Source organism: Microcoleus sp. PH2017_05_CCC_O_A (assembly GCF_020738785.1).
GTDB lineage: Bacteria > Cyanobacteriota > Cyanobacteriia > Cyanobacteriales > Microcoleaceae > Microcoleus.
On the sequence record NZ_JAEQCB010000018.1, the window covers coordinates 22,249 to 42,684 of the forward strand.

Below are 20,436 nucleotides of genomic sequence, written 5' to 3' on the forward strand. Positions count from 1 at the left end.
CTATTAACCTCAACATATCGCTAATTTCCTACTGCGCCTAATACTTTCAGCGTATCTTTGCGATCGTTAGTAATCCCAGTCACGCCTGCAATATTCATTCCTTCATAAAGGCGTTCAGCTTTCAGCGTTTTAATATAGGTAAGTGTTTCAATATTCCACAGTTTAATTGTCTCATCTTCACTGCCACTTGCCAGCATTAATCCGTCAGCACTAAAAGCAACGGAACGAACGGTATTTTCATGTTCTGTAAAAGTTTTGAGGCAAGCACCACTTTTTACATCCCATAGTTCGATCGTACAGTCATCACTGCCACTAGCAACAAGGCTGCTATTAGGACTAAACACAACCGATCTGATTGGCTGTTTGTGTCCTGTTAAAGTATGCAGACATTCATACGTTTTACTATCCCATAATTTGATAGTGAGGTCATCACTCCCACTGGCGATAATTTTACCATCAGGACTCCAGGCGACTGCATACACTCCTTTTTGATGCTTTCCTATATCGAGTAGTTGTTTTGTTTGAATATTCCATATTTGTAAGATTGTAGCATCACTACCGATCGCTATATTCTCACCATCAGGACTGATAGCAAGCGATCGAATCCAATATGGATGTTCGTAATTTTCTAAGCAGTGACCCGTGTTAGCATCCCATATTTTTATCCTGCAATCGTCACCAGTGCTAATCAGTCTTGTTCCTTCCGAATTGAAAGCTACTAAACAAATCCAATCTTTGTGCTTCTCTGAGAAATTTGAACATTTACGAGTAGCTAGATCCCATAACTGTACTCTCCCATCATTACCGCCACTGGCTATTTTTGTGCCTTGAGGATGAAATGCAACTGACTGAACGCGCTTTGTAGCTATACCCAGTATTTTGAATTTCTCTGTCTCGATATCCCACAGTTTTACTGTGCGATCGTCACTGCCGCTAACAACAGTTTTCCCATCAGGAGAAAAAGCAACTGACCAAACTCTTTGAGTATAGCCATAGATAGTTTTCAAAGATTCGCCTTTGCGGATATCCCACAATCTAACACTTTGATCGTCACTACCAGTAATTAAAGTTTCACCATTTGGACTAAAAGCTATTGTTCTAATTCGGCGATCGATTTCTGGTAAAGTGAGTAATAATTCACCCGTTTCAATGTTCCATAACTTGACAGTTAGATGGTCACCGCTAGCCAGAGTTTGACCGTCAGGACTAAAAGCAACTGACCACACTCTTCCATCATGTCCCAAAAATTCTTTGAGACAGTTACCAGTCTTAATATCCAACAATCTGACAAGTTTATCATCCGTACCTGTCGCTAGAGTTTCACCATCAGGACTAAAGTCGATCGATCGAACCTGATGCGAGAGGTTTTGCCAGGTATTCTGACATTCACCTGTATTAACATCCCATAATTTTACAGTTCGATCGGCACTCCCACTGGCTAGAGTTGTCCCTCGATCGTTGAAAGCAACTTTGACTACCCAGTAACTATGTGGTAGAGTTCGCAGAAATTGAGGAGAGTCAACATCATCCACATCCCACAATCTTACGGTGCGATCGGCATTATCACTAGCACTAGCCAATATCTTACCGTCATGACTAAAGGCTACTGACCAAACTCGATCGGTGTGTCCCTGTAATGTAGCAAGACATTGACCTGTATTAATATCCCATAACCTGACAGTGCGATCGTCACTCCCACTAGCTAAAATTTGTTTTTGAGGATGAAAGGCAACTGACCTTACCCAATTAGTATGATCTACACAAGTAGTTATGAGTTGACCATCCGCTCGCCAAATATAAATATTTTTATCTGCATCACCTGTTGCCCATAATTGACCATCATGACTAAATGCTACTGATAGAATGCTACCCAAAGGTTCAGAAAAAAAAGATTTAGATAAGTCAGAGTTGGCAAAATTAACCTGATGTAATTGAATTCCATGAAGATAGGCTTGAGAAATAGTTAAATCCGAAAAATCATAGTTTGTCAAATCGGTTTCTAGCTCGCACAAGATATTAAGAATATTACCTCCTAAATATCCAGGCGCTTTAGGCGATTGTTGTTGGCAATTGAAAATAATTTGTTTGAGTTTACTTTCGACATTTCTTTTCCCGCCAAGTTCCTGAAGCAATCTTTCCAGCAAAGGCGTGATAATTTGGCGAACTTGAGTTTCTCTAATATAGTCTTGGGATGTGGCTTTGCACAGAGAGTAGCTGTTCAAAAGTTCTATTTGCTCTGTTTTAATTTCTTGGCAAAGTTCATCTATTAGTCGATGGATAATGTATTCCTTCAATACGGGTAGCTGTGTATATCCCAATTCGGTATTTTTGATGAGCGATCGTCGCTTTAAAGACGCTAAACATTCGACTAATTCCTGTTGAGCTTCCCATAAAATAATATCTTCCTGTAATTCTTCGTCTGAAACTGGCTCATAATTAATTGCCACCCAGTACATAATTTGTTTTTCTGACAGAGATAGCCGTTCAAACTGACGTTCTAATAAATTGTTGATTTCAGTAAATTTTACTCTGCCTCTATTTAAATATCTTTTTACAAATCGAGATATGTCCCCTCTTAATGAAGAATCTCGAATATCTTGTGCTAGAACTTCTAAAGCAAAAGGATTACCTGCATAGTTTTCAATAACGTTTTTCCAGTCATCTTCTGATCCAGAGAATTCTCCAAATACAGTAAATATTTCTCGACCATATTCTACCTTCAAACCATCTAAATATAATGAACGTATATTTTGATTCTGTCTGGCTATCAATTCAATTGCTTCTGGTTTTTCTCGGCTGGTAATTACTAAACAGCTTTGATGAGATGATTGAGCTATTCGTTTTAGCAAATCACCATACCCTTGATATCCTTCCAGATATTGACCTATGTGGCTACCACTTTGAAGAATTGACTCTGCATTATCCAGTATGAACAAACAGCGTGAAGATTTTAAGTAATGAACCAGTCTGCCGATCTTCTCTTCTAAAGTTTCTGGTAGTGTAGTTTCTTGCTGATCAGACAAAAATTTGATTGCATCTGCTAGGATTTTTTCTACTGGTGGCGATGCCCCAAGACTTCGCCAGATTATATAGTCAAATTTATTTTGAATTTCTTTTGCTAATTCGATCGAGAGAGTAGTTTTACCTATACCTCCTTGACCTAGCAGAAAAATTAAGTGACATTTGTCCTTCAAAATCCATTTTTTTAATGTATCTAGTTCCTGAGTGCGCCCGTAGCAATAGGAGACAGTTGGTGCTGCTCCCCAGTCTTGGCTTGAAGATACAGCCAGAGTGGTTGACTGAGATGGATTATTATCGACAACTTCTTCCCAATTCAGACCCAAAACCTGGCAGAAAGCTTTGAAAGTATTGTTTTTAATAGGTGTTCCCTGCAAAAATCGTTTCCAAGTCCCTATTGATACAGCTAAATATGTTTCCTCTACGTTCTCCCAATCTCGATTAGGGTCAAGGATCTGACTGGCTTCTTCACGCCATATAGGGTCTTCTATTGCCCATCCCCTTTCTTCTCTAGCCTGTTTTATCCTAGCCAGTCCCCGAAGAGAAGCTTTAAGACTCTTCATATAACATTATACTCCCTGGTTGTCAAGCACAAATTTAGATCATTATACACCGAATCGAACTGATCTGCTTCTGTGCTGGAGTATTCATGGGACGGATGAGACAGTTAAGTCATAACTAAGGATTGCAAGATTCTTGGTAACGCCTCTCTCTACAAACAATCCAGGAGTAACATCAATTATGACATCCAATACTGTATTTGATTTTCTGAAAACGGCTGAAAGTGAGGAGAACTATATTACCTGTCCGGCTTGCGGCTCTCCCATTGGTATCAGAACTCAAGGCTATGAAATGATTTTGACTGATAACTTACGCTTAGAGTTAGATGGCAATATTGCGGCCCTACGGCTTTTCTTAGAAAGATTGGAAACTAAGTTAGAACAAAGAAACTTGTTATTAAAACCATCAACGGATGGTCGTTATCCATACGGGCAGGAAAGAAAGTTTTTTTCCGATGATAAAAGTGTTGATGCTGATGATGATGAAGAAAACAACGATGCAATTCAAAATAAACGAGAATTATCTCATCAAGGGATGTATCGAGGTATTTTAGGCAAAGATGCTGCGGAAGACTTTGTTCAGAAAAAGTTAGACTTTTTTGAGCAAATCAGAAATCATGATAAATTCCCACTCAAAACAGAAACTGACCAAGAACTTTTGGATCGAGAATGTAAATCTCTCCTGCGTGGTATAGAACCTCGTTCTTTAGTTGGGAATTTGATGGATTTGATTTTTGACCAAAGGAATGTCTTTGAATGGATGAAAAAACTTGAGAGCGAACCAAACAGAAAAAGGCTCAAAGAACTACTCAATGAAGTTTGTCCAACAATCCAATGGTACTTAAATAAGTTAGAGGAAATTCATGGTAAAAATAAAGATGATGAAGGATTACTCAAAGCTATTATTAGAGGGCAATTTGTTTTAGCGATAGTTCTGGGACACAACAGTAAAAAATGTGACATTTATGAACTAAAAACAATCTCTCTAGATAGTAATGTGCCATTTACCTTACCTCGGCAAACAATTATTTCATACCGTAATTTACTAGACATTCTTCACTCGGAAGTGGTGTTAGGTAATCCTAAACTGAGATTATCAGACAATTTGCAGAAAGAGTTAAAATCTAGTAAAGAGAAGTTGTTGAAGCAACAAAACGTACAACAAGCATCAAATATTTCCCCAAAGACTAATACGCTAAATAGCGAAGCTCTACTTGAAGAGTTTGTGAGAAAACTTGTCAAACAATGGGGTCGAGAAATTTATAAGCTAGTCAATTTTTCCTGTACAGGGCCTTCAGGAGATAATAATAAACGGTGCGGTTGGTATCCCAAAGAAAGCGAAACTCACTCAATTATCTTACTAGGAAGTCCGGGTACTGGCAAATCAAGTGTTTTACTCACAGGGTTAGTTTCTTTTTTCGATCACGTACAAGTTTTGGGAGCAACTGTAGCCCTTGATTTACCAGATGATCGACAACGATTGCAAGAGCTAGAAAAAGAGTATCGTAATGGGTCGATTCCTAAACCCACAAAAACAGGTACTAAAACCAGTATTAAACTTTCTGTGCAGTTTCCTGAAATTGGTTCAAATAATTTCGATAAAACTCACTTTGTCTTTACCGATATAGCGGGAGAAGATGTGGCGCGCAGTTTGACAGAAGAAGGTTCTCAACCTTGGGTACTGAGAATCCTGAAAAATGCTAATACAATTATCTTTTTCTTTGACTTATCGATTGAGCCTACTATTCGCGAAAAATTGACTAAAACTCGCAATGCAGAAATTTGGAAAGCTGTTGCGGAAAATTATGCGGTCGTCAATAAATCACGCGAGGGTAGAGCTACGGTCAATCAGTTATATCTTTTGGAACAAATCATCAGCGATCTAGAAACGCAAAGAGGTAATTTATCAGGGATAAATTTTATCTGCGTCATTCCAAAATCCGACCTCTATGCTAAAAAAGATGGAGAACAAGACCGATTGTTTTTGAACAGTTTCTACGAAAAGATGATCGGTCAAGGTATTTTTGTACCGTCAAATTTTGACAAACTGGATGATGAGTCTTTTGATGGATTCTGTTCGCTGGGAGGCACAGGTTATAACCCCAAGAGTAAAGACAATAAGGATACTTCTAGTAAGAAGAGTAAAGTTTTACAGCAAAAAGACATCGGTAGGATGATTTCTGATGAAGTGCGTAAGTGTTTATTAAATATGGGGAATGCTTTAGGGGAAGATGCTGTTCCTGCTTTCAAAGAATCCCTAAAACAGTTGGCAGAAGTTCGGTTAATGCAAAGGTTGGAAGCTCCTTTAGGGAAGGATTCTGTTTACTATTTAGCTGTTTCAGCACTTGGTAAGGATACATCAAAGATACAGCAGGATGGAAAAGATAAGATAGATGGTGTCTTTAACCAGAAATTATCTGAATATGTCTTTATTTTACCCATTGCTCTAGCAGTTGCAGATGAAATATCGAAGCAACAACCTTAGTTTTCGGGTAACATTTTACCCCCTCGTTGTCAAGCACAAACTCAGATCGTTATACAGGGAATCGAACTGATCTGTTTTTGTGCTGGCACGATTCTAGCTTCGGATGAGACAGTTGAGTCATAGCCAAAGATTGCAAGATTAAAGGAGGACAAAATGGCTCAATCAGACAAAGATAACTCCAATAAGCCCAAATGGCAGCAACGTTTGGAAGTAGTAGCATCGGTTGCTAGTGGTCTCGCTGCGATCGTAGCTGCGCTGAATGGAGTGGACACATACGTCCATCACCATCCCAATGGTTTGAATAATCACAACGATTGGAAGGCTTAAATAAAGTAACGAATCCCTTTTCAGCGTAAGCCTTCGCTGCCGGAGATGGTAAAGCTATTTTACAGCTTCGGCAGTTACCTTAATACCCCATTTTACCAATTCCCAACAGCTCTACTCTCTTATCAATCTAAAAACAGGAGCGATCGATATGAGCCTCAATAATAACATCGCACAGATGTTCAAAGATTTGGCAAACCTCGGCAGTAGTATGGAACGAGAACAACTGAAAAAACAAATTAAAGGTTACACGATAGATGAATGGAAAGGTGAACGCATACGGATGGTAGTAGCATCTGGGGGAATATCAGGTGCTTTAGGAGGCCCTATGGGGTTAGCAGCAATACCTGCGGATCTGGCCTGGTGTGGGAGAGTCAGTGCCTTGGGCTGTTTCGGGATTGGTCATATCAAAGGTGTTGATGTTGACTACGACGTAGATATGAATTTAATCATGTCTATTTGGACAGGGCTTGGAGAAGCCGCAAGTACCATTCCAGTCGGAAAAGTTGGTATTAAAGTTTGTAGCAAAGCAACACCGAAGATAGCTGCTAAGGTAGCCGGAGTTCTTGTTTCAAAAGTAGCTCTCAAAGGTGGATCTAAACTCGGAGCAAAATTAGCATCTAAAGCTGCATCTAAAGCTGCTGCAAAGTTAGTTGCGAAACTTATGGCAAAGACTGGTACAGCTTGGATTCCCTTGGTTGGTGGAATTGTTTCTGGAGGGGTTAACTGGTGGCTAGTGAGTGGGCTTTTAGAGGCTGCTGAACAGTATTACTCACACGAATATATAGTCTTGCGTGATGGCGAACTGGCTTCTGCTGCTTAGATTTTCTACTTTGCAGAGTATAGCTTATGGGTGCGTTATGCCATCTGCTAGCGCACCTTCGTTTGAATAGTTCACAAGAGGAGATTTCAATGAGAACCGAATCAAGAAGTCCTAATCGATTTCAATGACTCCGATGACTGGCGAACAGTAGATAATCCCAAAAATGGGAAAAAATCTGACATTTCAAAAGTCAGCAAAGTCAATTAACTTAATTCAGCGAAAATCTTCACATACATAAGGAGAAACCAATGGCAATTTCGATTTTTACCTCTAGCTCTAACTCTAACATTACTTCCTCATCAAACAATACCAGTCTCGGAGTCATGAATAGCAACCTATCGCTCAATAACTTTTCTAGTCTGCCAGGAATGGATGCAAGTTTATCTCTTGAGATGTTTTCCAATATGAGCCCGGGAACGATGAACATGACCACTACAATGAACGCTTTTGGGTCAATGTCTTCTAATCCTACTGGCGCTTCAGGAGTCAATTTTAATATTTGGGGGAACGGCTCGATCGACCGTTCCGCACGGATCAATCCTGACGCACCAACTTATGTACTTATTCACGGCTGGCGTAATACCGGCGGAAATGCAGGCAACGGCTACAAGCCAGGGGATTGGCTGGCAGACCAAGCTCAAACTATACGCCAGCGAGAATCTCATGCAAATCTCGTCGTTGTTGACTGGGAAAAAGATGCTGGTAATGTCTTGTATTTCCCTTCTGCCGACAAAACACAGAATGTTGGCAATCAGCTATCTGCTTACTTGAAAAATAGCGGTGTAGATCCTAATTACACCACCTTAATCGGACACAGTTTAGGAGCTCACGTTGCTGGATTTGCAGCCTCTGCCTATCGCCAATCCACCGGAAAAGTGATTAATCAAATTGTGGGATTAGACCCCGCTGGCCCGGCATTTGAAGGTAAGGGTGCAGGCGATCGCCTCGATCCAACTGACGCTACTCGCGTTGTAACTTTTCATACCAGCCAGGTATTAGGTTACAACGATCGGCTCGGTTCTCTCGATATTTATGCCAACAAAAAAGATTGGTTCCAACCTGGACAAACTATCTTCCCGAAGAACTTTTTAGGTGGCAATCATACCTACGGTACTACCCTCTTCACAGAATTGCTCCAAGGTAATAGTTTTTCACAGTCTAACGGTTCTCTCCTCAACCTAAATACAGTAGTGAACGCAGCATTTACTGGCGAAAACGATGCTATTACAAAAAATAATAAATCCGTTGTTTCCCTCAACCTGTTGGGTACTGCCAATAACGATAATCAAGCAGGTGGCGCAGCCAATGACACTATTCGTGGCGGCACAGGAAACGACAAGATTTCCGGTGGCGATGGCAATGATTCTTTGTTTGGGGAAGGTAACAACGATATCATTAATGGTGGACGCGGTAATGATTCTGTTTTCGGTGGTACTGGTGGCGATCGCCTGTTTGGAGATGAAGGCGACGATGTACTCACGGGAGCAGATGCCGCAGTAGGAAGAGGTGTTGGCGAAATCGATCGCTTGACTGGCGGCGCTGGGCGCGATCGCTTTGTGCTAGGCGCTACTCAGGGAGCTTTCTACAGCGATAATAATATTAGCACCTCCGGTCTTAGCGATTTTGCGGTAATTACCGATTTCAATGCTTTAGAAGATACGATCCAACTGTCCGGCCCCAAGTCGAGGTATAGTCTGGGAGCGTCACCAACTGGTTTAGCTGTGGGTACAGCCATCTTCCTGAATGAAAGCCGTGCGGAACTAATTGCGATCGTTCAAGGTTCCACCAATCTCAACCTCAGCGCCAACTATTTTGTCAATGTCTAGTAGGACTTAAACAAACTGGGCTATATCTGGCTTCCACAAGTGGGGTTTATCTGCTTTTGCCCGCATTTGTTTTTGCTACTCGATCGCCCAAATTTTCATCAAACACAGTCCTGGACGCACTCATACCAAAGAAACCGGTTTTTTTACCTAATACCAAATCCGGGTTTCCAAACCCCTTTATTCTTCAATCGGCGCAGGCCGATTTTGTTTGTATAGACGCGGTTTCAACCGCCGAGTCATAACTCAGAATTTTCGTAAAAAAACCCGGTTTCTGACTATCCTTGCGTCCAAAATTGAAAAAAAAGGAACAATGTATTTTTCCATTGTTCCTTCTCTTGTTATTTCCCAAACTGTCAATCTACAGCTTGACTTCAATATCTACGCCGGCTGGCAAATTTCAAAGTGTTCGCGAGAATCTTTGTCTACGTGGGGCGATCGCAGCAAACAGTAAATCCGCCGTTTTGTGGGCAAGGGAATCGGACCGATCGCAGTAGCTGCTGTCCGATTTGCTGTATCTACAATCTTTTCACAAGATGCGTCGAGAATTCGGCGATCGAAAGCTTTGAGGCGAATGCGAATTTTTTGTTGTGGGATAGCTGCCATTTTGGTTTCTTTAATTTTCTAGGTTCTGTTTATTTTTTGTTCTTTGTTATTTGTTCTTTGTTACTTGTTATTTGTTCTTTGTTACTTGTTATTTGTTCTTTATTATCGAATATTTAATCAATAACTACCAACCAATAACTACTAACCACTAACTACTAACCAATAACTACTAACCAATAACTACTAACTACTCACTAAATAGCAGAAAAGCCTATTGACATTTGGTGGCTTTTCTGCTATCAGGGCTGTTAGCGGATTCCTACTTGAGGATTTTGGAAACAACGCCGGCGCCGACGGTGCGGCCGCCTTCGCGAATTGCGAAGCGCATTCCTTGTTCGATCGCGATCGGGTGAATCAGATCTACAGTCATTTTGATCCGGTCACCAGGCATCACCATTTCAGCTTCCGAACCGTCATCAGCAGTGAACTGCATGATTGTACCGGTTACGTCAGTTGTACGGACGTAGAATTGAGGGCGGTAGCCAGAGAAAAATGGCGTGTGACGGCCGCCTTCTTCCTTCTTCAGAATGTAAACTTCAGATTCAAACTGAGTGTGAGGACTGATGGATTTTGGCTTGGCAATTACCATGCCTCTTTCAATATCAGCCTTCAAAATACCCCGGAGGAGTAGACCCACGTTGTCGCCGGCCAAGCCTTCATCCAAGGACTTAGTGAACATTTCCACACCAGTCACCGTAGTGCTGCGAGTGTCCTTAAGACCAATCACTTCGACAGTTTCGCCTACTTTGACACTGCCGCGCTCAATCCGACCAGTAGCCACAGTACCCCGACCAGTAATCGAGAATACGTCTTCAACTGCCATCAAGAAAGGCTTGTCAATTTCGCGTTCTGGAGTAGGGATGTAAGCATCTACTGCTTCCATCAGCTTGTAAATCTTGTCAATCCACTCATTTTCGCCCTGCTTGGTTTTGGGGTTAGCAAGCATCGCTTCGAGAGCTTTCAAGCCAGAACCAGTCACGATGGGGATGTCATCGCCAGGAAAATCGTAAGAGCTCAAAAGTTCGCGAACTTCCAGTTCTACCAGTTCCAACAGTTCAGCGTCATCCACCATGTCTTCCTTGTTCAAGAAGACAACCAAGCTGGGAACACCAACTTGCTTAGCTAGCAGGATGTGTTCGCGAGTTTGAGGCATGGGGCCGTCTGCCGCTGACACTACTAGGATGCCGCCGTCCATTTGAGCAGCACCGGTGATCATGTTTTTCACATAGTCAGCGTGTCCGGGGCAATCCACGTGGGCGTAGTGACGACCTGTGGTTTCGTATTCTACGTGAGCGGTATTAATCGTAATACCCCGTGCTTTTTCTTCGGGCGCAGCGTCGATGTCGGCGTAGTTCTTAGCCTTTGCTTGACCTAGTGCAGAGAGAGTCATCGTAATCGCCGCGGTCAAAGTTGTTTTGCCGTGGTCAACGTGACCGATTGTGCCGATGTTTACGTGGGGTTTAGTCCGTTCAAATTTTGCGCGTGCCATTCTCGATTTGTTCCTTGTTTTTTTTAGCGATTTTAGACTTGAGATTTTAGATTCTAGATTTTGGATTCAATCCAAAATCCAAAATCTAAAACCTTAAATCATTAGTTCCCTTTGTTCTTAGCGATAATGGCTTCAGCCACATTTCGCGGCACTTCTTCGTAATGGCTGAATTCCATTGTGAAGATGCCTCGACCTTGGGTTTTGGAGCGGATGTCAGTAGCGTAACCGAACATTTCTGCTAGTGGAACCTTTACAGAAACTTTGGCAATTCCCTGATCCGTCTCTTGACCTTCGATCTGACCCCGACGCGAGTTGAGGTCTCCGATGACGTTCCCGATGTAATCTTCGGGAACTTCAACCTCTACCTTCATCATAGGCTCTAGCAGCACAGGCGACGCCTTCATCACGGCTTCTTTGATTGCCATTGAACCGGCGATCTTGAATGCCATTTCTGAAGAGTCTACATCGTGGAAAGACCCGTCTACCATAGTAGCTCTGAGGTCGATCACGGGATATCCTGCTAGAATACCTGATTCGCAGGCTTCTTTCATCCCTTGTGCTGCCGGATTGATGTACTCTTTCGGTACAGTGCCACCGACAATTTTGGAGACAAATTCAAAGCCGGTTCCCTCTTCAGCAGGTTCTAGTTCGATCACCACGTGACCGTACTGACCTTTACCGCCGCTTTGGCGGATAAATTTACCTTCGGCGCGGACGGATTTGCGAATGGTTTCGCGGTAGGCTACTTGCGGCTGACCGACGTTGGCTTCTACTTTGAATTCGCGCAGCATCCTGTCTACCAAAATTTCCAAGTGCAGTTCTCCCATGCCGGCGATGACTGTCTGATTGGTTTCTGGGTCAACGTTGACTCGGAAGGTGGGGTCTTCTTCGGAGAGTGACTGGAGGGCTTTGGAGAGCTTCTCCATGTCTTGTTTGGTTTTGGGTTCCACCGCTACCGAGATGACTGGTTCTGGAATAAACAGGGACTCCAGAATCACTTCGGAGCCTTCTTCACAGATGGTGTCACCGGTGAAGGTGTCTTTCAGACCCAAGGCTGCTCCCAAGTCTCCGGCGCGGAGTTCTTCTACGTCTATCCGATCGTCCGCTTTGAGTACAATTAGGCGAGAAACCCGCTCTTTTTTGTCTTTGGTGGAGTTGAGGACGTAGCTACCTTTTTTGAGGACACCGGAGTAAACGCGGAGGAAGGTCAGGCGACCGTAGGGGTCTGCCATGATTTTGAATGCCAGAGCTGACAGCGGGGCGTTGTCGTCGGCAAAGCGCTCTGCGGTGTCGCCGTTGGGTAGGAGTCCTTGAATTGGGGGAACTTCCAAGGGCGACGGCAGATAGTCGATGACTGCATCCAACAACAACTGAACGCCTTTGTTTTTGAATGCCGAACCGCACAGCATGGGGACGATCGTACCTTGGACAGTACCGTGGCGCAGGGCCAAACGGATTTCGTCTTCGGTTAGTTCTACACCTTCGAGGTATTTCTCGGTAAGGGCGTCGCTGGTTTCTGCTACGGATTCGATCAGCTTGGTGCGATATTGGGCCGCTAGCTCTTGGACTTCATCGGGGATTTCTACTTCCTCGATATCAGTGCCCGTGTTGTTCTTGTAGATATAGGCTTTCATTTGCACTATGTCTACAATTCCCCGGAAGTTTTCCTCACTGCCGATCGGGATTTGGATGGGTACAGCGTTCGCTCTCATCCGATCGCAAATTTGAGCATAGACTTTGTAGAAGTTCGCGCCCATCCGATCCATTTTGTTGACAAACACGATTCGCGGTACTTTATACCGATCGGCTTGTCGCCAAACTGTTTCCGATTGTGGTTGCACTCCACCTACCGAGCAGAATACTGCGATCACTCCGTCAAGCACTCGCATGGAACGTTCTACTTCGATAGTGAAGTCTACGTGTCCGGGAGTGTCGATGATGTTGATTTTGTGCTCTTTCCAAGTGGTGGTGATAGCGGCAGCAGTAATCGTAATTCCCCGCTCTCGCTCTTGCGCCATCGTGTCCATAATTGTTGTTCCATCGTGCACTTCACCCATTTTGTGAACCATGCCAGAATAGAACAGAATTCTTTCTGTTGTTGTTGTTTTGCCCGCGTCAATGTGGGCGGCGATGCCGATGTTGCGAGTTTTCTCTAGCGGGACGATACGTGCCACAGCTACCTCCTTGGAGTTTGTGTTGCTATAATACAACTATACTACATAATAACTTTGTTTGCCATCGCTACCGACTTAGAACATAAGTATATGGAGCGTATTGTTACATTTTAATATTTTTTGCAACATTTGTTTACAAAAATATTAAGGATGCGACATGGAGGATTCAGAGACCGGGTGAATTTTTACTTTGGGAGTTTTGAGTTTGCTTCACGAATGGCCGGCAGCATTGTCCCTGGAGAAGCAATCTCAATACTCAAAATTTACACTTTTCAATTGATCGCCCGATGCTTTTATGCCGCGCGATCGACCTCTTCTCCATGCCCGACGATTTGGCAATTAGTAACGGTAGTGAGCAAAAGCCTTGTTAGCTTCTGCCATACGGTGTGTTTCTTCGCGCTTGCGAATAGCACTGCCTGTTTCGTTGGCTGCATCCATCAGTTCGTTAGCCAGCTTGGCAGCCATCGAGCGGCCTGTGCGGGCGCGGGCAAATCTGATCAGCCAACGGAGTGCGAGGGTGGTTCCGCGATCGGAACGTACTTCCATCGGCACTTGGTATGTAGCGCCACCTACCCGGCGGGCTTTGACTTCTACCAGGGGTGTAGCGTTTTTGACTGCTTTTTCAAACAAGTCTAACGGTTCAGCTCCTGTGCGTTCTTGGATGGTTTTCAGGGCGTCGTAGACTATGCTGGAGGCCACGGATTTTTTGCCGTGCTGCATGATCCGTCTCACCATCATGCTTACCAACCGGCTGTTGTAGGTTGGATCTGGAGGAACTGGACGTTTTTGAATAACTGTGCGGCGAGACATAGTTCTATTTGGGATTTTTGATTTTGAATGATTGAATTTGGGGTTTTGAACTCAGATATTATCGATCGCGGACGATCGAAAGTTTGGCTTTTCCACCCCTCAAGGATGCGAGTTACCAGAAAGAATTGGTTGAAAGCCGGAACACGAGTGAGGGAGAAGTTAAAATCAGACTATTCATTACTCCAATCCTCTTCCTTCTAGGTAGAGGTCGCTCTTAAACTGTCAACTGTCAACTGTCAACTGTCAACTGTCAACTGTATTTTGAACGACCTTGCTTGCGGTCTTTCACGCCGGCAGTGTCTAATGTACCGCGAATGATGTGGTATCTAACTCCAGGTAAATCTTTTACCCGACCGCCTCGAATCATTACTACCGAATGTTCTTGCAAGTTGTGACCGATGCCGGGGATGTAGGCTGTCACTTCAAAACCAGAGGTCAGCCGTACCCGAGCCACTTTCCGCAGCGCCGAGTTGGGTTTTTTCGGGGTGGTCGTGTACACTCTGGTGCAAACTCCGCGGCGCTGGGGGCAACTCTTGAGAGCTGGCGATTTGGTTTTTTTCTGCGTTTGTTCCCGTGCTGAACGGATGAGTTGCTGAATAGTGGGCATGAGTTACGGCATTTCTAGCTTTTTGCTGAATATAGTGATTTGGCGGCATCCGCACTGAAAGTCCCTTCCCCTGTGTGGGGACGGGATAAATGAAAATAATTATGGGTAAGTGAGGATACCAGACTCTATATAGTACACGACTCGAGTTTTTTTGGCAAGAAATTTCCACGGCGGGCGAACTTTCTTGCTTGTTTGCTCGAAGTTGGGATGCGGCGATCGCCCGTCGTACCAATACATATGTGGCATTATATATTGAAGCCCAACTTTGAAGAGGGTCACAGCAGTGGTGCAAAATCGATCGCGCGAAATATCGAACCACCATTTTTCGGAGACGCCCATCAACTCTACCGTGCGATCGCATCACAGCCGCTCGCATCACAGCCTCAGAGAGATCGACATCACATAAAGTTATATAAAATTACCTGATAATAAGCAATATACATTTAGTTGAGCGCAGATGAAAACCAAAACTTATATTCCTGAAAGTACAATTTCCGAACTTTACTTGAATATTTGGAAATCCGGTAAGATAGATCGGACGGTGTTCCACCAAATTCAATACGAAATTAATTCTGAGACTTTAAAAAGTTCAGACGAGCTAAAAATTGTTAGCAGACTGCTCTATGCAGTCCGACGGGGATGGCTTTTAGTCATGGACTAAGTGGCGTTTGGAGTGTTGATATTACCTCCAAAGGCAAGCGCCAACAACGCAGGTGAGTGAGTTTTCAGTTTTGAGTTAAAATCTCATCCATAAAATCATATATAAATTATATTATATAGAGACTCAAATAAGACTCACCACACTTGACAGGCAATATTCAAGGAAAAGGACAGGGTATGTTTAATTCTACAGAACTGCTGATCGAAGCTTTCATCAAACAACTAGAAAATGGATATAGTCGCACTTACGGAGGCTACAAATCCGACTATGCCGACATTATTGCCTGGGTGGGGGCAATGGCGTTAGAAAACATTGCCAGCAGCGACGCTCTTTATCACAATACAGAACACGCCATTTGTATTACCTTGGTCGGTCAAGAAATTTTGCGGGGAAAACACATTCGCAAGGGCGGAGTCTCGTGTGAAAATTGGCTGCACTTCATCATTTCTTTGCTGTGCCAAGATATCGGATATGTCAAAGGAGTTTGCCGAGAAGACCAAGCATCAGCAGGATTGTATGCTACCGGAAAAGATGGCATGAGAATTGCACTTGCTCCTGGTGCAACAGCGGCTAGTTTATCTCCTTACCGAGTTGACAGAGCAAAACTATTCATTGACGAGCGCTTCGGCAACCACAAGCTAATTAATGCTGAGATAATCAAGCAGAACATAGAACAGACTCGTTTCTCGGTGCTTGACGGCAACATTGACCAAGATGCAGGTAATTATTCTAGTTTAGTTCGCGGTGCTGACTTGATAGGTCAGCTCAGCAACCCACAATATTTACAAAAAATTGGCGCGCTGTTTTACGAATTGGAAGAAAGCGGTGCTACTAAAGTTTTGGGATACCGACATCCGGGCGACTTGCTCCAAAGCTACTCTAAGTTTTACTGGAGTGGAATTTATCCTCACATTAGCGAATCTCTCGGTTATTTGCAGTTGACCCAGGAAGGCAAACAGATTGTTGCTAGTTTGTACGCCAACGTATTTCGGATGGAACACCAACGTTTCGATTCAGAGGTTGCTTGATTGCCAAGGGCGGGAGCTCACAGCCACCGCCCCTAAAGAACTTCACTCTCCATTTCCGAATGGTATTGAGGACATAACCAATTGCTAGGTATCAAAGAAGGCCATCCCTCCCGCAGCGCTTCAAAACAAACAGCACGCACAGTTAACTGACAATCCAGCAATTCTACACCAGCTTTTTCAACTTGCTTTTTCCCAATTTTAAAAATCGATTCATCGCTAAATTCAAAAGTCTTGTGACACTGAATGCAAACCAGGTGATGATGGTGGTGTAATTCAGGCAAATTTAGTTCATAATGTTTGTGTCCTTCTGCTAATTCTAGTTCGCGCAAAATCCCTATTCTGGCTAATAAATGCAATGTTCTATATACAGTAGATAAGCCAATTTTTTCTCCTTGACTCTGTAAAGTTTTATATAACTCTTCTGCACTCAAATGATTGCCTTGCCGTAGATTTTGAAAGACGCTTAAAATAGTTTCTCGCTGGGGAGTCAGGCGACAGCCCCTCTGGTTGAGTTCGACTTTGAGTGAGTTAGCACTGTATAAATTCATATTTGTGAAGGCAGAAGGATTTAGTTATCTAGGAGAGGAGAGGAGGGTAGGCACGGGGCACTACCCCTACAAATTGTTCGCAATTCATAATTGAGGGCTATAGCCGCTTTTCCCTCTTGCTAAAGGTGTAACTGAAGGATTAGTTGTCGGTATTTCTGTGTAAGGTTTATGAAGCTTAGAGCAATGTTGTTGACAAGAATTGGCAAAACAAGTTTTCGGTTCAAAGTCGGTACAGCCGATCGCATCTTCAGTACAAGCAACACACGGCCGCACGGTACACTTGAGACGGTAGTCATTAGTAAAAAACTCGCAATCCGAACACGGAATTTGATGCAGTCGCCGAATTTGATAGAATCCTTCTCGCAGCGCTACCGAAATACTCCACAAAAACAGAACCATCAAAGTCCCGATACAGAAACAGCAAATAAAAACAGTCATAGGGTGATTTTCTCAACAGTACACACAAATCCAGAAATGAGCCAATTTAAGCAAGAAACAAAGTTCTAATTTCTTGCTTAAATTCGATTCAGATTCTATTTTGAGTTCAGTTCACAACACCTCGGAAAATTGCATCAATGCCAGCAAAATTGTCTAGCAGCAAATAAGCAAGGAAAGCTCCGCTCGTACCTCCGATCACAAAACCGCCCCGGAATAAACTCCAATCTTCCGGCGTTTTGTGCCAGTAAAGAACTTTACCTGCTTCGATGTTCCGATTCTCGTAAATCGAGAGGCCTATTGCCAAAATCAAGACTAATGCCAGAGTTGCCAGCAATCCTGCCAGAGGTGCTAAACCTTTTTCTTGTAAAGGCAGCAATACTGCAAAAGCTCCTACCAGGAAATAGCCGTGAGCCAAGCTAACTTCTAATCCCCTGACTATGGGAGACAATCCCTTGCGGTAAATCGGCAAATTCCGCAAAAAAGTTACAGTCGTGTCAGAAAAACTTACGGTTGTCGTTGCACTTGCAACTGGAACCATAGCAGGAGTTGCCGTTACAAATTCGCCCGATCGAAAATCAAATCCTGCTGCTTTTGTCCGTACCCGCAGGGCGTGCCAAATATGACCGGAAAGCGCCAAAATCGCTAAGATAAAGTGGCTTGTTGCCTGCCAAGTCCGCGAAGAAACTACTGTGGCTTCCGGGCCGGTTAAACCCACAGGGCCGTAGAAAACCTCTGGATAAACAGTGTCGTTTACTGTCACAAAGTAGGCAGCCAAAAAGCCCATGTAAGCCAAAGCGCCCAAACTGTAAGAAAGGTAAGCTTCTCCCGACCAAAACAACACTCGCTGGGCCCAGGCAAAAGGCTTGGTGAAGATATGCCAGAAACCGCCAATGATGCAGAGCAAGCCGACATAAATGTGACCGCCCACAACATCTTCTAAGTTGTCAACTGCTGCCATTCCTTCCGGGCCTTGTACGGGCAAGAGATAGCTAAAAATGCGGGCGGGATTGAGGGTTGGTTCGCTAATTATTCGTACATCTGCGACGTGGGGATCGTAAAGACCTCCCCAAAATAAGGCTTTTGCGACTAGCAGCCAAGCACCAGCACCTAATAGTAATAGGTGAATGCCGATGATGCTGGTCATCTTATCTTTGTCTTCCCAGTCGTAGCCGAAGGAACCAAAGAAAGTGTTGTTTTGTGGCAATACTTTCGGGCCGAGCAAGGAATGATAAAGGCCGCCGGCACCAAGAACTGCGGAGCTAATTAAATGCACAACTCCGATCGCAAAATAGGGATAGATATCAACAATTTGACCACCTTTACCTACTCCCAAACCCAAACTTGCCAAATGCGGCAGCAGGATTAAACCTTGGTCGTACATGGGCTGCTGTGGGTTGAAATTGGAAATTTCAAACAGGGTCATCGCCCCGGCCCAGAGTACAATCAAACCTGCGTGAGCGACGTGAGCTCCTAAAATTCGTCCTGAAAATTCTGTGAAACGGGCGTTACCAGCCCACCAGCCGTACTCGTTTTCTGGCTTTTCCGGTTCTGGTTTTAAATTCGGTTCAGCTATTGCTTGCATTTTCGCTTTCCTCTAATTTCGGTGAATTGGAGTTGCCCAAAAAACCCGGTTTCTCACAAAAGTCGTCGCTTTTTTCGAGAAATGTTGGTGCAGAAACCGGGTTTTTGACCCCCGCGCGTAAATTCTGGGTTAACTCGCTGCATTCGCTGCAACTTGGTTGACGACTTCGCCTTTGCGGAAGTCAAATCCCGCTGCTCGGAGGGCGTGCCAAATATGTCCTTGCAAGAAGAAGAAGGCTAACCAGAAGTGAGAATTTGCCAGCCAAGTTCGAGAAGTCAAAACTTCTCCACTATCGAAATAGGGATATTGCTGGATGCCAATTTTTAAGGCTGGGCCGAAGAATTCTACTGGGTAAACCAGGGTGTTGACTGAGACAAAGTAGGCGGCGATGAAACCCATTAAGGCTAAAGCGCCAAGACTGTAGGAGAGATAAGCTTCTCCTGACCAGACGAACAGGTTTTCTGTCCAAGCAAAAGGCTGAGTGCGAATGTGCCACAACCCGCCGATTATGCAGAGAATTCCTACCCACATATGGCCGCCGACAACATCTTCGAGGTTGTTGACGGAGGCAATCCAGTTTTTGCCACCTGCGCCGAATAGGTAGCCGAAAATCACAGTTGGGTCGAATGTGGGTTCCGAAATCACCCGCACTTGCCCGATCGTGGTATCATACAAACCACCGAAATACATTGCTTTGGCCACCAATAAGAAGGCTCCGATACCTAACAAAACTAGGTGGATGCCTAAAATTGTGGTCATTTTTTCTTTGTCTTCCCATCTGTAGCCGAAGAAAGGAGTTTTTTCTTCGAGGGTGGCTTCTCCTTTGAGGGAGTGGAAGATGCCACCGAAGCCGAGAAAGGCTGAGCTGATTAGATGAATGACACCAATCTGAAAGTACGGATAGGTATCAACAATTTTGCCTCCGGCTCCGACACCCAAGCCAAGTCTGGCTAGGTTGGGCAGCAGAATTAAGCCTTGTTCGTACATGGGCAATTCTGGGTTGAAGCGGGAAAGCTCAAACAGGGTATAGGCTCCCGCCCAGAGGACGATGAGGCCGGCTTGGGCGACGTGAGCACCTAGCAAACGACCCGAAAGGTTGATTAAGCGGGCGTTGCCGGCCCACCAGGGATAGGTTTCTCCTTGGGCTGGGAAGGATTTTTTGGCCATGCTTGTCACGGCGAGTTACCTCTTGAGAAAGATGTCAATTGAGTCTTAAGCTTGTGCGGCTTATTGATATAGATAATCAACAATTTTAGAAGTTTCGTCAAGGGCTATTTGATAAAGTTTTTCACTTATTTTAGTTAAGATATGTAACACAGCCGTTTAAAATATCGTAAAACCAAGTCTACAATTGGTTTTGAGCTACAATAAGAACTTTTCCTCCGGTTGGGCAGAATAAAATTTAGAGCAAGATTTATAAATTTATTGACAAATAGTCTTAGTAAAGGTAGAGTTTTGTT

Annotated in this window: 16 protein-coding genes and 1 pseudogene; 7 read left to right on the plus strand and 10 right to left on the minus strand. The window is 43.9% G+C overall.

Annotated elements, in window-relative coordinates; translation table 11 throughout:
* Positions 1-20 precede the first annotated feature (20 nt).
* Entirely contained in the window at positions 21-3,581 is a 3,561-nt protein-coding gene (locus tag JGK20_RS05860) for an NB-ARC domain-containing protein (RefSeq protein WP_293229733.1), read from the minus strand.
* Positions 3,582-3,759: 178 nt separating this feature from the next.
* On the opposite strand from JGK20_RS05860, the gene JGK20_RS05865 reads away from it, so the two are divergent.
* The 4 genes from JGK20_RS05865 (at position 3,760) to JGK20_RS05880 (ending at position 9,036) form a co-directional block, all read left to right on the plus strand.
* Positions 3,760-6,063 carry a hypothetical protein gene (locus tag JGK20_RS05865; RefSeq protein ID WP_293229736.1) on the plus strand — a complete coding sequence of 768 codons (2,304 nt, stop codon included), beginning with the start codon at positions 3,760-3,762 and terminating at the stop codon, positions 6,061-6,063.
* Between the two features lie 153 nt (positions 6,064-6,216).
* Positions 6,217-6,390 carry a hypothetical protein gene (locus JGK20_RS05870; protein ID WP_293229739.1) on the plus strand — a complete coding sequence of 58 codons (174 nt, stop codon included), beginning with the start codon at positions 6,217-6,219 and terminating at the stop codon, positions 6,388-6,390.
* Positions 6,391-6,538: 148 nt separating this feature from the next.
* A complete protein-coding gene (locus JGK20_RS05875; RefSeq protein ID WP_293229742.1) occupies positions 6,539-7,210 on the plus strand; it encodes a hypothetical protein in 672 nt (223 codons plus the stop codon).
* Positions 7,211-7,458: 248 nt separating this feature from the next.
* On the plus strand, positions 7,459-9,036 hold the full coding sequence (locus tag JGK20_RS05880; protein WP_293229745.1) for a hypothetical protein: 1,578 nt from the start codon (positions 7,459-7,461) through the stop codon (positions 9,034-9,036).
* A gap of 396 nt (positions 9,037-9,432) precedes the next feature.
* Here JGK20_RS05880 and rpsJ read toward each other — a convergent pair.
* The 5 genes and pseudogenes from rpsJ to rpsL all read right to left on the minus strand — a co-directional run.
* Positions 9,433-9,630, minus strand: a pseudogene (gene rpsJ / locus JGK20_RS05885) (30S ribosomal protein S10); the annotation flags it as partial.
* Positions 9,631-9,898: 268 nt separating this feature from the next.
* A complete protein-coding gene (gene tuf / locus JGK20_RS05890; protein WP_293186979.1) occupies positions 9,899-11,128 on the minus strand; it encodes an elongation factor Tu in 1,230 nt (409 codons plus the stop codon).
* A gap of 101 nt (positions 11,129-11,229) precedes the next feature.
* Entirely contained in the window at positions 11,230-13,302 is a 2,073-nt protein-coding gene (fusA, locus tag JGK20_RS05895) for an elongation factor G (protein WP_293186980.1), read from the minus strand.
* 339 nt (positions 13,303-13,641) lie between these two features.
* Positions 13,642-14,112 (minus strand): 30S ribosomal protein S7, encoded by a 471-nt coding sequence (gene rpsG, locus JGK20_RS05900; RefSeq protein ID WP_006632196.1) that lies wholly within the window; start codon positions 14,110-14,112, stop codon positions 13,642-13,644.
* A gap of 250 nt (positions 14,113-14,362) precedes the next feature.
* Positions 14,363-14,719 (minus strand): 30S ribosomal protein S12, encoded by a 357-nt coding sequence (gene rpsL, locus JGK20_RS05905; protein WP_293229748.1) that lies wholly within the window; start codon positions 14,717-14,719, stop codon positions 14,363-14,365.
* Positions 14,720-14,911: 192 nt separating this feature from the next.
* Here rpsL and JGK20_RS05910 point away from each other — a divergent pair, with 192 nt between their 5' ends.
* The 3 genes from JGK20_RS05910 to JGK20_RS05920 all read left to right on the plus strand — a co-directional run bounded on the left by JGK20_RS05910 (position 14,912) and on the right by JGK20_RS05920 (position 16,408).
* On the plus strand, positions 14,912-15,145 hold the full coding sequence (locus JGK20_RS05910; protein WP_293229751.1) for a hypothetical protein: 234 nt from the start codon (positions 14,912-14,914) through the stop codon (positions 15,143-15,145).
* A gap of 31 nt (positions 15,146-15,176) precedes the next feature.
* The gene (locus tag JGK20_RS05915; RefSeq protein WP_293153605.1) at positions 15,177-15,380 is read left to right on the plus strand and encodes a hypothetical protein; all 204 of its coding nucleotides are present in this window, start codon (positions 15,177-15,179) and stop codon (positions 15,378-15,380) included.
* Positions 15,381-15,556: 176 nt separating this feature from the next.
* Positions 15,557-16,408, plus strand: coding sequence for an Npun_R2479 family HD domain-containing metalloprotein (locus JGK20_RS05920; RefSeq protein ID WP_293186982.1), 852 nt, complete (start codon positions 15,557-15,559; stop codon positions 16,406-16,408).
* A gap of 32 nt (positions 16,409-16,440) precedes the next feature.
* Here JGK20_RS05920 and JGK20_RS05925 read toward each other — a convergent pair whose 3' ends face one another.
* From JGK20_RS05925 to JGK20_RS05945, 4 genes are all read right to left on the minus strand, one after another.
* Entirely contained in the window at positions 16,441-16,956 is a 516-nt protein-coding gene (locus tag JGK20_RS05925) for a transcriptional repressor (RefSeq protein ID WP_293186983.1), read from the minus strand.
* An 84-nt stretch (positions 16,957-17,040) separates the two neighbouring features.
* The gene (locus tag JGK20_RS05930; protein ID WP_293186984.1) at positions 17,041-17,394 is read right to left on the minus strand and encodes a hypothetical protein; all 354 of its coding nucleotides are present in this window, start codon (positions 17,392-17,394) and stop codon (positions 17,041-17,043) included.
* Between the two features lie 106 nt (positions 17,395-17,500).
* Positions 17,501-18,976 (minus strand): chlorophyll a/b binding light-harvesting protein, encoded by a 1,476-nt coding sequence (locus tag JGK20_RS05940; protein ID WP_363319259.1) that lies wholly within the window; start codon positions 18,974-18,976, stop codon positions 17,501-17,503.
* A 129-nt stretch (positions 18,977-19,105) separates the two neighbouring features.
* Positions 19,106-20,143, minus strand: coding sequence for a chlorophyll a/b binding light-harvesting protein (locus JGK20_RS05945; RefSeq protein ID WP_293208620.1), 1,038 nt, complete (start codon positions 20,141-20,143; stop codon positions 19,106-19,108).
* Between the last annotated feature and the right edge of the window lie 293 nt (positions 20,144-20,436).

Coding starts and splice junctions, on each gene's coding strand:
- JGK20_RS05860 (WP_293229733.1), bottom strand. CDS start 3,581: ATGAAGAGTCTTAAAGCTTCTCTTCGGGGACTGGCTAGGATAAAACAG.
- JGK20_RS05865 (WP_293229736.1), top strand. CDS start 3,760: ATGACATCCAATACTGTATTTGATTTTCTGAAAACGGCTGAAAGTGAG.
- JGK20_RS05870 (WP_293229739.1), top strand. CDS start 6,217: ATGGCTCAATCAGACAAAGATAACTCCAATAAGCCCAAATGGCAGCAA.
- JGK20_RS05875 (WP_293229742.1), top strand. CDS start 6,539: ATGAGCCTCAATAATAACATCGCACAGATGTTCAAAGATTTGGCAAAC.
- JGK20_RS05880 (WP_293229745.1), top strand. CDS start 7,459: ATGGCAATTTCGATTTTTACCTCTAGCTCTAACTCTAACATTACTTCC.
- tuf (WP_293186979.1), bottom strand. CDS start 11,128: ATGGCACGCGCAAAATTTGAACGGACTAAACCCCACGTAAACATCGGC.
- rpsG (WP_006632196.1), bottom strand. CDS start 14,112: ATGTCTCGCCGCACAGTTATTCAAAAACGTCCAGTTCCTCCAGATCCA.
- rpsL (WP_293229748.1), bottom strand. CDS start 14,719: ATGCCCACTATTCAGCAACTCATCCGTTCAGCACGGGAACAAACGCAG.
- JGK20_RS05915 (WP_293153605.1), top strand. CDS start 15,177: ATGAAAACCAAAACTTATATTCCTGAAAGTACAATTTCCGAACTTTAC.
- JGK20_RS05920 (WP_293186982.1), top strand. CDS start 15,557: ATGTTTAATTCTACAGAACTGCTGATCGAAGCTTTCATCAAACAACTA.
- JGK20_RS05925 (WP_293186983.1), bottom strand. CDS start 16,956: ATGAATTTATACAGTGCTAACTCACTCAAAGTCGAACTCAACCAGAGG.
- JGK20_RS05930 (WP_293186984.1), bottom strand. CDS start 17,394: ATGACTGTTTTTATTTGCTGTTTCTGTATCGGGACTTTGATGGTTCTG.
- JGK20_RS05940 (WP_363319259.1), bottom strand. CDS start 18,976: ATGCAAGCAATAGCTGAACCGAATTTAAAACCAGAACCGGAAAAGCCA.
- JGK20_RS05945 (WP_293208620.1), bottom strand. CDS start 20,143: ATGGCCAAAAAATCCTTCCCAGCCCAAGGAGAAACCTATCCCTGGTGG.